The organism is Thalassococcus lentus (genome assembly GCF_028023555.1).
Lineage (GTDB): Bacteria > Pseudomonadota > Alphaproteobacteria > Rhodobacterales > Rhodobacteraceae > Thalassococcus_A > Thalassococcus_A lentus.
In genome coordinates, this window is record NZ_JAQIOY010000009.1 from 108,966 (window position 1) to 121,780 (window position 12,815).

14 protein-coding genes are annotated in these 12,815 nt (G+C 58.0%); 5 read left to right on the forward strand and 9 right to left on the reverse strand.

Going from position 1 to position 12,815, the window contains the following annotated elements; translation table 11 throughout:
- Nucleotides 1–77: 77 nt before the first annotated feature.
- The 4 genes from PFY00_RS17225 to PFY00_RS17240 are packed head-to-tail and all read right to left on the reverse strand — an operon-like array spanning nt 78 to nt 2,998.
- Nucleotides 78–695 carry a pyridoxamine 5'-phosphate oxidase family protein gene (locus tag PFY00_RS17225; RefSeq protein ID WP_271433833.1) on the reverse strand — a complete coding sequence of 206 codons (618 nt, stop codon included), beginning with the start codon at nt 693–695 and terminating at the stop codon, nt 78–80.
- Entirely contained in the window at nt 676–1,413 is a 738-nt protein-coding gene (locus tag PFY00_RS17230; RefSeq protein WP_271433834.1) for a lysophospholipid acyltransferase family protein, read from the reverse strand. Before PFY00_RS17230 ends, PFY00_RS17225 begins: the two co-directional genes overlap by 20 nt.
- Nucleotides 1,413–2,300, reverse strand: a complete 888-nt coding sequence (locus PFY00_RS17235; RefSeq protein WP_271433884.1) for a cell division protein FtsX — start codon at nt 2,298–2,300, stop codon at nt 1,413–1,415. Before PFY00_RS17235 ends, PFY00_RS17230 begins: the two co-directional genes overlap by 1 nt.
- Before the next feature lie 20 nt (nt 2,301–2,320).
- The gene (locus PFY00_RS17240; protein WP_271433835.1) at nt 2,321–2,998 is read right to left on the reverse strand and encodes a cell division ATP-binding protein FtsE; all 678 of its coding nucleotides are present in this window, start codon (nt 2,996–2,998) and stop codon (nt 2,321–2,323) included.
- Between the two features lie 146 nt (nt 2,999–3,144).
- Here PFY00_RS17240 and PFY00_RS17245 point away from each other — a divergent pair, with 146 nt between their 5' ends.
- Nucleotides 3,145–4,140, forward strand: a complete 996-nt coding sequence (locus PFY00_RS17245; RefSeq protein WP_271433836.1) for a zinc-ribbon domain-containing protein — start codon at nt 3,145–3,147, stop codon at nt 4,138–4,140.
- Between the two features lie 107 nt (nt 4,141–4,247).
- Here PFY00_RS17245 and PFY00_RS17250 read toward each other — a convergent pair whose 3' ends face one another.
- From PFY00_RS17250 to PFY00_RS17260, 3 genes are all read right to left on the reverse strand, one after another.
- On the reverse strand, nt 4,248–5,513 hold the full coding sequence (locus PFY00_RS17250) for an ABC transporter permease (RefSeq protein WP_271433837.1): 1,266 nt from the start codon (nt 5,511–5,513) through the stop codon (nt 4,248–4,250).
- Nucleotides 5,510–6,316: a taurine ABC transporter ATP-binding protein gene (locus tag PFY00_RS17255; RefSeq protein WP_271433838.1), complete on the reverse strand. Its 807-nt coding sequence runs from the start codon at nt 6,314–6,316 to the stop codon at nt 5,510–5,512. Before PFY00_RS17255 ends, PFY00_RS17250 begins: the two co-directional genes overlap by 4 nt.
- A 97-nt stretch (nt 6,317–6,413) precedes the next feature.
- Complete coding sequence (locus PFY00_RS17260) at nt 6,414–7,421, reverse strand: taurine ABC transporter substrate-binding protein (protein WP_271433839.1); 1,008 nt, start codon at nt 7,419–7,421, stop codon at nt 6,414–6,416.
- A gap of 373 nt (nt 7,422–7,794) precedes the next feature.
- Here PFY00_RS17260 and PFY00_RS17265 point away from each other — a divergent pair, with 373 nt between their 5' ends.
- On the forward strand, nt 7,795–9,183 hold the full coding sequence (locus tag PFY00_RS17265) for an aminotransferase family protein (RefSeq protein WP_271433885.1): 1,389 nt from the start codon (nt 7,795–7,797) through the stop codon (nt 9,181–9,183).
- On the forward strand, nt 9,183–9,887 hold the full coding sequence (locus tag PFY00_RS17270; protein ID WP_271433840.1) for a GNAT family N-acetyltransferase: 705 nt from the start codon (nt 9,183–9,185) through the stop codon (nt 9,885–9,887). Before PFY00_RS17265 ends, PFY00_RS17270 begins: the two co-directional genes overlap by 1 nt.
- A 5-nt stretch (nt 9,888–9,892) precedes the next feature.
- Here the strand turns inward: PFY00_RS17270 and PFY00_RS17275 are convergent, their stop codons facing one another.
- Nucleotides 9,893–10,753 (reverse strand): DUF6206 family protein, encoded by an 861-nt coding sequence (locus tag PFY00_RS17275; RefSeq protein ID WP_271433841.1) that lies wholly within the window; start codon nt 10,751–10,753, stop codon nt 9,893–9,895.
- 24 nt (nt 10,754–10,777) lie between these two features.
- On the reverse strand, nt 10,778–11,419 hold the full coding sequence (gene parA / locus PFY00_RS17280; protein ID WP_271433886.1) for a ParA family partition ATPase: 642 nt from the start codon (nt 11,417–11,419) through the stop codon (nt 10,778–10,780).
- Between the two features lie 134 nt (nt 11,420–11,553).
- On the opposite strand from parA, the gene PFY00_RS17285 reads away from it, so the two are divergent.
- Both PFY00_RS17285 and PFY00_RS17290 read left to right on the forward strand, forming a co-directional pair.
- A complete protein-coding gene (locus tag PFY00_RS17285) occupies nt 11,554–12,234 on the forward strand; it encodes a hypothetical protein (RefSeq protein WP_271433842.1) in 681 nt (226 codons plus the stop codon).
- 38 nt (nt 12,235–12,272) lie between these two features.
- Nucleotides 12,273–12,767, forward strand: a complete 495-nt coding sequence (locus tag PFY00_RS17290) for a HugZ family pyridoxamine 5'-phosphate oxidase (RefSeq protein WP_271433843.1) — start codon at nt 12,273–12,275, stop codon at nt 12,765–12,767.
- Nucleotides 12,768–12,815 lie beyond the last annotated feature (48 nt).

Below are 12,815 nucleotides of genomic sequence, written 5' to 3' on the forward strand. Positions count from 1 at the left end.
TGCCCAAAGCCTGACCGTCACAAGGGTTGGCGGGTGGGCGCTTTTGGCCGCAGGCCAAACAGAGCCACCCGCCAAGCTCACCACATGCGTGGCTGGGCCTTTTCGGCGTAGGTCGCGTCGTATTCCGCACCACCAACTTCGCCGTTGGTCATATCAGCCAATATCTGCCCGACTGTGGGCAAGCCCTGAGACTGGTCCTCGCCAGACCACAAAGCCGACCGCATCAAGGCCTTGGCGCATTGCGTATAGACCTCGGTCACCTCAAACACGATCACCGTGGCAGGCTGGCGGCCCTTCTTTTCAAAGCTTGCGCGTAGATCAGCATCATCGGTCAGCGTGGCGTGGCCGTTCACCCGTACAGTCGTGTTGGTTCCGGGCACCATGAAGATCATCGCGGCTCGTCCATCCGAAACAATGTCGCGCAAACAATCCAGCCGGTTATTGCCCCGCCAATCCGGCATGAGCATGGTTTTCGGTCCGGCAACCCGGACAATCGGGTCAACGTCGCCGCGCGGGCTCCCGTGCACCCCATCTGGACCAACCGTAGAAAGAACACAGAACCGCGCGCCTTCGATCCATCGGCGGTAGAGCGGGGTCAGATGCTTGGCCACCTTTGAAAGGGCCGACGGCACAACATCGGGATAGAGCGCTTCAAGCGCATCGATCGAGTCGATCTTATTCAGTGACTGGGGCATCTGGGTCAAATCCCGCCTCACGCATCAAGTTGTTCGACGCCGTTTCAACGACGTCCTCCAGATGCGCAAGGAACGCATCCTGATCCATCCCCGGCTCAATCGGATCGAGGAACTCGACCACCGCCAAACCCGGCTTGCGCAGAATTCCGCGTTTGGGCCAAAAGAGCCCAACGTTGGTGGCAACCGGGTAGACCGTTTGCTCAAGCTGTTTGTACAACACAGCCGAGCCAACCTTGTATGGCGCTTTGACCCCCGGCGCGATCCGGGTGCCCTGCGCATAGATGATCAGCTGACCGGGATCTGCGGCGCCTTTTTCAACGTCCGACACCATTTTCTTGATCGCGGCACCTCGTTTGCCCCGATCCACCGGAACACAGCCAATGCGCATACCGTATTGTCCAACGATCGGCGAATACATCAAGATGCGCTTCATGATGAATTTACCGGCGGGTAAAGCGCCAAAAATCAGGAAGACATCCAGAAAACTCTGATGCTTTGCGACGATCAGTGCCTCGCCTTTAGGGGGTGTGCCGCGGATCTCAGTCTTCAGGCCAACCATCCACGGGGCCGTCCAGCGAACCCAATTGCACACGAACAGGCAGGCTTTGCGCGCTCCATTCCTGGACACCAGCGCGTAGGGGAACATGACGATCCCGGTGAGCGCGATAACGACGTAAATCTGGAAATTGAAGAACAAGGAGCGAAGCCACTGGATCATCACGAAAGGTCCTCCAACACGCGCCGCGCCGCATGGGTTGTTGAGAAATAGGCCACTGCCGCAGCCAGCAGCGGAATGAACAGGGGCAATATCCAATGCCAGCCCACAAAGCGCAGACCGGTCAGGAAAGCGCCCGTTTCGTCGGACCCCGGCGTGATTAACACGGCCAATAGACCCAGCAACATGCCTGCCGTCGCGCCCATGAGCGTGCGCAGGGTGAACCGGCGCACAAAGGCCGACGCGATGTAACCATCGGTTGCCCCGACCAGTCGCAAAACCGCGATGACCTGTGCATTGGCCGCGAGCGCTGCATTGGCCGCAAGAGTCACCATTGCGCCAGTCGCGGCGCCAATCAGCACGATAGACAACCAGCCGAGAGACCGCAGTTTGCCCGCCGCTTCGACCAGCGGGCGACGCCACCGCGTGTGTTCGTCCAATACCGCGCCCGGCACTTCTGCGGACAGGCGCAGACGGAGACCGTCGCTGTCATAGCCTTCCCCCTCTTCGATCACCTCGATCAATTGCGGGATCGGCAGGGTTTCCAGCGGCAGATCCGGCCCGAACCAAGGCTCAAGCAGCGCGCGTTGCTCTTCGGGGGTATATGCCCGCGCCGAACCTACACCCGGGGTCTGCTCTAACAGCCGCAAGGCCGCTGTGGTCTGTTCCAACATTTGACCGGCAGGCGCAGAAATTCGAATGGTCGAAGAACGGGCCAGTTCGTCGCCCCAGTTGGTTGCCAGTCGTCCGGCTGCCAAAGACAACGCCAGCGCAAACACCGCAAGAAACGCCATGGCCGCCGCCGTGAACAGCGTCAGCCTGACAGTGAAGCCCGCCGGCGGAACAACCCGGTCCGATCCAGCGTCCTGCGCCAGAACAAGCTGCAGCATCTTGGGATCAAACAAGTGCTTCACAAGTCTGCCCCCGCGCTTTGCAAGGTGCGGTTCGATATGCGCAGCACTCGGGCCTGAACCTGCGCTTTTGCCGCCCGGATCAACGCCAGATCATGCGTTGCGATCATGACCGTCTTGCCCATCTTGTTCAGCTCGATCAGCAGTCGCAAAAGCCGCTGGGACATTTCCCAGTCAACGTTACCTGTAGGTTCATCCGCGAGAATGACGTCCGGTGACAAGATTAGCGCGCGCGCCAGCGCGGCGCGCTGACGTTCCCCGCCCGACAGTTCTGGTGGCAGCGCATCGGCGCGTTCAGTCAGCCCGACCCAGGTCATCAGTTCATTCAGGTTTCCGGCTTGATCCGGGCTCGCCTGCCCTGAAACGGTCAACGGCAGGGCAATGTTTTCAGCCACGGGCAAATGATCCAGAAACTGGCAATCCTGATGAACCACGCCGATGCGCCGGCGCATCATCGCAACATCATCGCGGTTCATGCCTGCCAGATTTTGCTCAAACAGTGAAAGCCGGCCACCGGTCGGAAGCAGCGCGCCGTAACAAAGTTTCAGAAACGTGGTCTTGCCCGATCCCGAAGGACCCGTGAGAAAATGGAATGATCCGGGCGCCAGAGACAGCGACAGCCCTTCCAGCAGCGCTTCGCCGCTATAACTATAGGCAACATTCTCAAGCTCGATCACTGGCCACGCCCCTGCCCTGCACTCAGTTGTTTTGCCTGAGCAACGCAAAGGTTTCAATGAGCGGCATATGTCGGAAAGGACTTTTCCCCATTGCCTCGGCAACCTATTGTGGAAAAAAGGCTCTGGAGCCATTGGGAGCAGGGAACGTGAGCAAAATTCGGCTGATCTGTCCAAATTGTGCAGCGCAATACGAAGTGCCCGTGGATGTGATTCCGCAGGGCGGTCGTGATGTGCAGTGTTCGAACTGCGGACATACCTGGTTTCAGAATCATCCTGACGACGATCAGGATCTGGCCGAGGAATTGAACCAACCCATTCCAGACCCTGCTTGGCAGCCGGACGAAAGCGAACCGGACGACTGGCAAGAACAGCAGGTTCAATCCCCGATGCCCGAGGCGAAAGACGCCGTGCAAAACCCGACTGTCGCCCCGCGCCAGCCCGAAGAATACGAACCTGAGCAGCCTGTCGCGGCGCAAACTCCGCCGCCGCCACCGATGCCCGAACAAGCCGGAGCACGGCAACTGGATCCGGAAGTTGCAGAGCTTTTGCGCGAAGAGCGCGAGCATGAACGCCGGCAACGCGCCGCCGAGGCCAGCGCCTTTGAAAGCCAACCTGATCTGGGCCTCTCAGAGCCGGACGAGGACGAACAGGCCCGTCGCGCACGCGAAGCCCGCGAAAGAATGGCCATCATGCGCGGCGAACAATCGCCCGACGCAGGTCCTGCCGAAGCACCGATTGAGTCCGGACGAGACGCAGCACTGGCTGCTGCTGCCGCCGCAGGTTCGCGCCGGCAGCTATTGCCCGACGTCGAAGAGATCAATCAAACCCTGCGTACGGAAACCCAGCCACGCGCGGTCGATCAGGCCGAACGCCGCGAGCTGGAGGACGAACCGCAACCGCGCAGCGGATTTGGTAGAGCTTTCGTGCTGATTGTCCTGCTGGCCGCAATTGCCATCGCGATCTACATTTTTGCACCACAGATTGCCGAAGCCGTGCCCGCATTGGCCCCGACACTGGATGCCTATGTTGCACAGGTAGATGCGCTCCGGCTCTGGTTGGACGGACAGGTCGCCGCGCTGATGGCGATGCTGGATGGGATGAGTTCCGAAGCGGCTGATGCGGCCACCGAGGGCGACAGCTAGGCCCGGTCCCGCAACCTTGCGCAGCACAGCGCAAGCGATTCCGACAGATGATAAAAAAAGCCCCCGGAACACCGGGGGCTTTTTGATTTTCAGCGAAGATAAGGCTATCAGCCTTTGCCCTTCCAAGGCACCAGCGCACGTTCAGCCGCACGCATAAGCATGTCGATACCGAACCCGATCACACCGATCAGAATGATGCCCATGATCACGATGTCAGTCAGCTGGAACTTGGACGCAACCATGATCATCATGCCTGCACCCTTTTCCGCCGCAACCAGTTCAGCAGCGACCACGGTGCCCCAACAGACCCCCATGGCAACCCGCGCACCAGTAAAGATATCGGGCAGCGAGTTGGGGATGATGACGTGGCGCATGATCTGCCATTTGCTTGCACCCAGACTGTAGGCCGCATGCACCTTGGAGATCTTGACACCCGACACGCCCGAACGCGCAGCAATCGCCATGATCCAAAGGGCAGCAAGGAACAGCAGGATGATCTTGCCTGTCTCGCCAATGCCAGCCCAGATGATAACCAGCGGGATCAGAGCCAACGGTGGAACCGGGCGCATGAATTCGACGATCGGGTCAAACCAGCCTCGGAACCAGTTGCTCAGGCCCATTGCGTAGCCGAGGGGAATGCCAACAGCCGCACCAATCAGGAAGCCGACAACAACCCGGAAAAGCGAATAGCCCAAATGTTCCCAAAGCGTGCTGTCGCGATAGCCTTCGCTGGCGATTTCACCCAGACGATCCACAACGGCTTCTGGCGGCGGCAGCCAGATTGGCTCCATTTGCCAGCCTTTGTTGGGCTCAAAGTTCAGTGTGCCCTTGGGTGACATGCCAACGCGGCCAAACTCGGTCTGCACCGATGCACCCGGTTCGATCGGCTGGCCATTAATCGCAACGATCTTGTGGCCCGCATCGCGTCCAAATTCATCGTTTCGGTCAACGCGGATCAAGCCGGACCGCCAGGCACCCACTGTGTCGCTGTCGTTCTTGGCCCATCCGTCACCCGGCTCAATCTCGGGCACTTCAACGTCGGTCCCGACTTCGAAGACCCGGACGGTCACGGTGGCATCATCAGCCTGCTGCCCATCCGCCTCGGCGGTATAGGTAAACTGCGCATCGCCAAGGAACGGGCCCGGTGCGTGCAGGAACCCAGGAACGATCTTGGAACCTGTGAAAGCACCCCAAAGAAGAAAGATCGTAAGGATCGAAATCACCGAGGCAATCCGACTGGGCGTTACCGCACTTTCGTCACCGAATGTCACGGTTTTGAGCGAGGTGTAGTCCGTGATCGTCTTGCGCGCGACGAACTTCACTATGAAAAATGACGCGACAAAGATCGCTACATAGATGGCAAATACGATCATGATGCTGCCTCCGTCCGGCCCATGATTTCTTCTTCCATATCCCAAATCATGCCCAGGATCTCTTCACGTTTGATGTTGAAATCGGGGTGTTTCTTGACCTCGCGCAGATCAGCGCCAACGCCCATTTCTGCGAACGGCAGACGGTATTCGGTATGAATGCGGCCCGGGCGCGGAGCCATGACCAACAAACGTTCCCCCAAAAGCAGCGCCTCTTCTACAGAGTGCGTGATCAGGATGATGGTCTTGCCGGTTTCTTTCCAAAGCTTGAGCACCAGTCCCTGCATCTTTTCGCGCGTCAGCGCGTCGAGCGCACCCAGCGGTTCGTCCATCAGGATAACATCAGGATCGTTGGCCAGACACCGGGCAAGCGCCACACGCTGCTGCATCCCGCCGGACAGTTCATAGACCGCCTTTTCCTTGAAGTCCTGCAAACCGACCACGTCCAGAAGATGGTCGACATTGCTGCCCCAATCGGCTTCGCGTTTGCCCGCCATACGCGGCCCAAAGCTCACGTTGTCCCGTACGCTCATCCATTCGAACAAAGCGCCCTGCTGGAAAACCATGCCGCGTTCTGCGTCAGGGCCCGTGACCTTGTGGCCGTTCAGTTCGATCGCGCCCTCTGTCGGCGCAAGAAACCCGGCAAGGATGTTCAAAAGCGTCGTCTTACCGCAGCCCGACGGGCCAAGCACGCTCATCAGCTCGCCTTCCTTGAGGTCCAGCGACACGTCCTTGAGCGCCTGGACCGATCCGCCATTTGGCAAATCGAAACGCATGGAAATGTTATTTATGGATAGTCCGCTCATTGTGTGCCCCCCGTCATGCGGCCTTGTCTAATGAAAACGGGCCCCCGCTAGGGAGGCCCGCGATTGGGGCCTGCGCGACACGCAGGCCCCAGGGGTCTTACATGTCAGACGCTGCCTGCAGCGGACCAACATTGACGTTGCCAGCGTAGCTGTCCAGCGCCGCGTCGATCGAACCGGCGTTCACAAAGACGTCTGCAACGCCTTTCATGAATTCCTGTGCGCCGCCACCAAGCCACTTTTCGCTCAGCTGCTCTTCGACAGTTGGGAAGATGAAGGTTGAGATGGTCGACATGGTCGCTTCTTCGTCCATACCCGCATCCTTGGCGATAACCGGCAGCATTTCTGCGTGGTTCGCTTCGTCAGCCCACATGGCGTTTGCCTTGGCGGTGATTGCCAGGAACTTGGAAACCATGTCTGCGTTCTCGGCAGCCCAGCCAGCAGGTGCAACGGTCACGTCAAAGACGAGGATGCCCAGCTCTTCTTTTTCTGCACCAGTCAGCAGAACGTTGCCGTGCTCTTTTGCACGACGCAGCGAGCCACCCCAGCCACAGAACAGGTCGATGGAACCCTGAGCAATCGCAGCAGCACCATCCGGCGGCGCCATGTCGACAACTTCGATCGAGCCAACGTCAACACCAAAGTGGTTCATCTGCTTCAGGAAGCCGTAGTGCGCCGCTGTGCCAAGCGGAACAGCCGCCTTTTTGCCAGCCAGTTCGCCTGCGGACATCTTGTCGATTTCGAGGTCTTCACGAACAACGCAGTTGTCGTTTTCCGAGTAGCTGACCGCAACGTCGAGGATCTGAAGGTCCTGACCGGCAGAAGTCGCAACAACGAAGGGAGGTACACCTTGGCTGACCGAGATCTGAACGTCGCCGGATGCCATCGCAGCGGACATCGCGGTACCTGTGTCAAAGCTGACCCAGTTGATGTCTACGCCCATTTCCTCTTCGTACATTTCCATCTGCTTGGCGTACTGGAACGGCATTGGCCACTCGAGGAAGTACGCGACAGTGATTTCGCCGTGACCGGCGGCCATGGCGCCCTGTGCGCCAGCCAGAACGGCCAGACCAGCAGCAGCACCCATGAGATGTGTTTTCAGGTTCATATTCTTCTACTCCCGTGTTGCACAGACCGTTGGTCGGTCCGTGTGTTTGGCAGATCGCGGGTGTCGCCCCGCGGACCGCGCCCGCCTTTGTGGCGGTGCATGAAAATGATCCGAACGGAAATTTCCGCGCTTATCAATCATTTTCGCCCATCGAATTGCTCAGAAATCGGACTTTTCGAACCCGCTACGTGGCGTGAGGATCGATTAACCGTTTGAAACGTATGTAAAATTCTTGAAATTCAACTCATCACAGGTAACGTAAACATCGCTTTTGGCCATACAGGCACCAACCAACTGGCCCTATCGGATGCACAATCAAGTACCGCATGTGATAGTCTACAGCAGCCTGCGCTGGACATTCGGAGGAAAGAACATGGACGGCACGCTTTCGCAGAACGATCTCAGCCACGTGGTCGAAGCCGACAAGGCCCACGTATGGCATCACCTGATTCAGCATAAGCCCTTTGAAACAAACGACCCCAACATCATTGTTGAGGGCAAAGGCATGCGTGTTTGGAACCAGAATGGCAAAGAACATCTGGATGCCGTGTCCGGTGGCGTTTGGACCGTCAACGTAGGCTACGGCCGCGAATCGATTGCCAAAGCGGTTTACGATCAAATCCTCAAAATGAACTATTTTGCAGGTTCTGCCGGGTCCATCCCTGGCGCTCTGTTTGCTGAAAAGCTGCTGGCGAAAATGCCAAACCAGAGCCGTATGTACTACTGCAACTCTGGGTCCGAGGCCAACGAGAAGGCCTTCAAGATGATCCGCCAGATTGCGCACAAGCGCTATGGCGGCGCCAAGCACAAGATCCTTTACCGCGACCGCGACTACCACGGCACCACGATTGCCACTTTGTCTGCGGGTGGTCAGGACGAGCGCGGCGCGCAGTATGGTCCATACACACCGGGCTTTGTGCGCGTCCCGCACTGCCTTGAGTACCGTGCCGGTGATCAGGGCGCTCCAACCGAGAACTATGGCGAATGGGCCGCAGACCAGATCGAACAGGTGATTCTGCGCGAAGGTCCGGACACCGTTGGCGGCCTGTGCCTTGAGCCCGTAACAGCCGGCGGCGGCGTAATCACACCGCCAACAGGCTACTGGCAGAAGGTTCAGGAAATCTGCCGCAAATACGATATCCTGCTGCACATCGACGAAGTGGTTTGCGGTGTCGGGCGCACCGGCAAATGGTTTGGCTACCAGCAGTTTGGCATTGAGCCGGACATGGTGACCATGGCCAAAGGGGTTGCCTCGGGCTATGCGGCGATCGCCTGCCTGACCACAACCGAAGAAGTGTTCGAGATGTTCAAGGATGACGCGAGTGATCCGATGAACTATTTCCGCGATATTTCAACCTTCGGTGGCTGCACCGCAGGCCCGGCCGCAGCGATCGAGAACATGCGCATCATCGAAGACGAAGGCCTGCTCGACAATTGCGCGGATATGGGCGCCTACATGCTGGGCCGTTTGGGCGAATTGCAGGATAAGCACGCCGTTATCGGTCAGGTCCGCGGCAAGGGTCTCTTCCTCGGCGCAGAACTTGTTGCAGATCGCGATACACGGGCACCAGCTGCGGAAAAGCTGGTTCAGGCCGTTGTTGGTGATTGCATGAAGCAAGGTGTTATCATCGGCGCGACCAACCGTTCGGTTCCCGGCTACAACAACACCCTGTGCTTCAGCCCGGCGCTGATCGCGACCCGCGATGACATCGACCAGATCGTCGAAGCGGTCGACGGCGCACTGTCGCGCACCTTTGGGTGATGTCTGATCATCGTTTGAACGAATACGGGCAGCCTATCGGGCTGCCCGTCTCACTTGAGCTGCCGCGGCCTGCCCCGCCACATACGACGTTGCGTGGGCGTCTGGTGGAACTTGTGGCCATGCACAGCAGCCATGCCCCCGGTTTCTATGAATGCTTCACGGATCCGGCCGGTTGGACCTATCTGGGCGAGGACGTGCCCTTTGAATCCATCCAGCACGCTCAAGAATGGACAGATGCGCGCGTGCCAAGCCACGACCCGCTTTTCTACACGGTGCTGCAAGCGGGCAAACCTGTTGGCTTTTGTTCCTTTCTGCGCATCGCCCCCGGCAATGGCGTGATCGAGATTGGCTACATTCATTTTTCGCCTGTCATACAAGGCACACCCGCTGCCACAGAGGCGCAATACCTGATGATGCGCCACGTCTTCGACGACCTCGGCTATCGCAGGTACGAATGGAAATGCGACGCGTTGAACGCACCTTCCCGCACCGCCGCTCAGAGGCTTGGTTTCACATTCGAGGGCATTTTTCGCCAGGCTGTCGTCTACAAGGGCCGGAACCGTGACACGGCGTGGTTTTCGATTTTGGACAGCGAATGGCCGGCGATAAAGGCAAGGTTCGAGACATGGCTTTCGCCGGATAACTTCGATCACAACGGTCAGCAAAAATCCCGGCTACAGAACTGCGCGGGCAAACCCGGCTGACAGCCTCAGACGTTCGGTTCGCCCTGCAACCCCAACACCTTGCGGAACCCTGTCCAATAGCCGGGCAGCTTTGGTGGGCGATCCAGCCCGGCCAGTGCCTCTTCGGCCCATGGCTTCATCTCCCGGCCAACAAAGTCGCGCCCCCAATCCAGATAGGCCGCCGCATGTTCAGGTCTCAGGCGGCAGGCAGACCCTACCATTCCTACCAGTGTCTCTGCCGGGGAATACCATTCATCCTGAATGCCGGTCACCTTGGTTTGTAGAAATGGACCAACCCAACGCATCAAGCGTTTCTCGGAAAACTGCAGGAGCATTTTGCCCATTTCATCGCGGCTGTAGTGAATCAACGGCGGGAAGGTGTCAAAGAAGATTGCTTCGCCATCCAGCACGGCAAAATTCCGGATCGACGGGTGAAACCCGATACGCATCGGGGCCTGTTCTGCCCAGTGCCAAAAGCGCGCAATGACCTGACCTGCCGATTCCATGAGTTTCAGTGTTTCTGGCAGATCCCCATTTTGCATTTGTGGTCGCATCATGGACGAGGCCGGCAAGGCCTGCTGCACGATGACAGGAATACGGGTGCCTTCCATCGACAGCAGCAAGAACTGAGTGTCCGGCATTGGCACTGCTGCGCCTTTCAGTGCCTGCACATAATCATCATGGCACTGATGCAACCGATCCAACGCCGCCGGATCGGCAAGACCACGGTAGACCTTGATAACTTTATCCGAGAAAGGACCGTTCGCCGGCCGAAACGGGGCGCAGAAATAACCCAGCTTGGAAATCGGCTCACCTCTTGACGCAGAATCGCTGCGAATGAGAGTTTCCAGCGCTGCCAGATCAAGCGGTGTTTCAGTATCGGTCATTTGCAGGCTCCTTTGCGGCCTGCTTTAGCCTGCTTCCAGCCGTTGCACCAGTTCCGCCTTGAGCGCGCGGATTTCTTCGTGTGCCGGGCTCTTGGGCAGTTCCATAACGCCACGCCCGCGGCCCAGCGCTTCGGCGTAGCCAACCCGGTTGCCAAGGCTGGTTTCACAAACAGCCGCACCCAGTTTGGACGCCGCTTGCTGAACTTCGCCACCCAGCCTCGTTCCCGGCCGCGCACGGTTCAAGACAACCGCGGCTGGCTTTTCCTCACGGGCCGCCAGATCCAGCACAGATTCCGTCGCCCAAAGATCCACATGGCTTGAGGCAACAGGCACCACCACAAGATCCGCAACCCGAAGAGCCGGGCGCAGATCGCTGTCTGCCTTTGGCGGTGTGTCAATGATCACGAAGTCAGAGGCATCAGCCAGTTTTCGGCATTCATAGGAAATCCCCCAAGCCGATGAGGTCGAAAAATCCAGACCTTCGCAAAGCGACGGGTCATCTTCAACGCGCAGCATGAACCATCGGCCAAGACTGCCCTGCGGGTCAAGATCCACCAGCGCCACGGTTTTTCCCGCTTCGCGGAACGCCAAAGCAAGGTTAGCAGCAACAGTCGTTTTTCCAGATCCGCCCTTTTGCTGAGCCACTGTAATGATTTTGCCGACCATCGATTCTTCCTCAATATCCACCTCCATTGTGCACCTGCAGCATTTTTCTTTCCAGCCCCGACTTTTTCGGCGCGCAAACGGGCTTAACCGCGCCTTAACCATGCTGACAACAAACTGGCTTCGAAGGAGGTAACATGCTCGGAAAATGGGCCACCGTATTATGCCTGACCGCCTGCGCTTTTGTTGCGCAAACACTGGCTGCATCTGCGGGTGCATGGCCGCGCGAGAAAGGCACGGGCTTTACCGCAACTTCGGTTCGCCTCAGCTGGCCGAAGGATGTATTGCGCACCCCAAAGAAACTCGAACCCATTCAATACAATACATTTTACTTTGAATACGGCCTGAACCATCGGCTGACCGTTGGTCTTGATCTTGGTCGCTCGGTCTCAGGCAAGGATAAGACCATCTTGTTCTTCAAATTGCCTGTACGAAATGCAGAGGACGGGCCGAAAATCTCAGCCCATCTGGGCTTCGGACAGGTCGCCGGCGACACTGTCATCCGGCCTGGCCTATCCTTGGGCTGGGGGTTGGAAAATGGGTGGATCTCTATTGATGCCTTTTCAGAATTCGGGATGACGCATGGCAAATCTGACAGCAAAGTCGACATCACATGGGGCAGAAAATACCCGAACGATCATAAACTTATTCTGCAACTGCAAACAGGCGATCCCGCGACGGACCCGCCGTTTGCACGGCTGGCGCCTTCCTATGTGTTTCCGCTCAGCGACAGACTGAAGTTAGAAACAGGCGCTTCCTGGGGGCTTTTTGGCGATGACAGTCTCGGGTTGAAAGTCGGTGTGTGGGCCTCATTCTAAGACTGGCCTACAGCCGTATCACAGCCTACCATTCCACAATGACTTCACCGATACGCCCAACAGATGATGACGCGCGCATCCTCGCACGGTCCTTGATCGATCAAGCGCGCTTTGGTGCTTTGGCCGTGCTTGAGACACAAACCAATGCGCCAATGGTCAGTCGTGTTGCCGTCGTTCCCGGACCGGATGGGTTGCCGATGTCTTTGGTTTCAGACCTCAGCCAGCACACACAGGCACTCAAGGCTAATCCGATTTGTAGCCTGCTCATTGGAGAGCCTGAAGAAAAAGGTGATCCGTTGACGCATCCAAGGCTGACGCTACAGGCAACGGCAAGCTTTGTTCGCCATGGCGACGCGCAACACAATGCGCTCACCACCCACTACCTGCGGCACCAACCCAAAGCAAAGCTCTATGTCGGGTTTGGCGACTTTTCATTCTTGCTGTTTCAGGTGACAGCCGCCTTTCTCAATGGTGGCTTCGGCCGGGCCTATACGCTCGAGCCGACGGATCTGGTCGGCCAGAATTCTACATAGACGGCCGCCGTTTTGGATAAACGGCGGCCAGAGCAATTCATACGACCG

Excerpts from the sequence above, each read along its gene's own strand:
- PFY00_RS17285 (WP_271433842.1), top strand. The coding sequence starts at position 11,554 with ATGCTCGGAAAATGGGCCACCGTATTATGCCTGACCGCCTGCGCTTTT.
- PFY00_RS17270 (WP_271433840.1), top strand. The coding sequence starts at position 9,183 with ATGTCTGATCATCGTTTGAACGAATACGGGCAGCCTATCGGGCTGCCC.
- PFY00_RS17265 (WP_271433885.1), top strand. The coding sequence starts at position 7,795 with ATGGACGGCACGCTTTCGCAGAACGATCTCAGCCACGTGGTCGAAGCC.
- parA (WP_271433886.1), bottom strand. The coding sequence starts at position 11,419 with ATGGTCGGCAAAATCATTACAGTGGCTCAGCAAAAGGGCGGATCTGGA.
- PFY00_RS17260 (WP_271433839.1), bottom strand. The coding sequence starts at position 7,421 with ATGAACCTGAAAACACATCTCATGGGTGCTGCTGCTGGTCTGGCCGTT.
- PFY00_RS17275 (WP_271433841.1), bottom strand. The coding sequence starts at position 10,753 with ATGACCGATACTGAAACACCGCTTGATCTGGCAGCGCTGGAAACTCTC.
- PFY00_RS17235 (WP_271433884.1), bottom strand. The coding sequence starts at position 2,300 with ATGCTGCAGCTTGTTCTGGCGCAGGACGCTGGATCGGACCGGGTTGTT.
- PFY00_RS17255 (WP_271433838.1), bottom strand. The coding sequence starts at position 6,316 with ATGAGCGGACTATCCATAAATAACATTTCCATGCGTTTCGATTTGCCA.
- PFY00_RS17290 (WP_271433843.1), top strand. The coding sequence starts at position 12,273 with ATGACTTCACCGATACGCCCAACAGATGATGACGCGCGCATCCTCGCA.
- PFY00_RS17250 (WP_271433837.1), bottom strand. The coding sequence starts at position 5,513 with ATGATCGTATTTGCCATCTATGTAGCGATCTTTGTCGCGTCATTTTTC.
- PFY00_RS17225 (WP_271433833.1), bottom strand. The coding sequence starts at position 695 with ATGCCCCAGTCACTGAATAAGATCGACTCGATCGATGCGCTTGAAGCG.
- PFY00_RS17230 (WP_271433834.1), bottom strand. The coding sequence starts at position 1,413 with ATGATCCAGTGGCTTCGCTCCTTGTTCTTCAATTTCCAGATTTACGTC.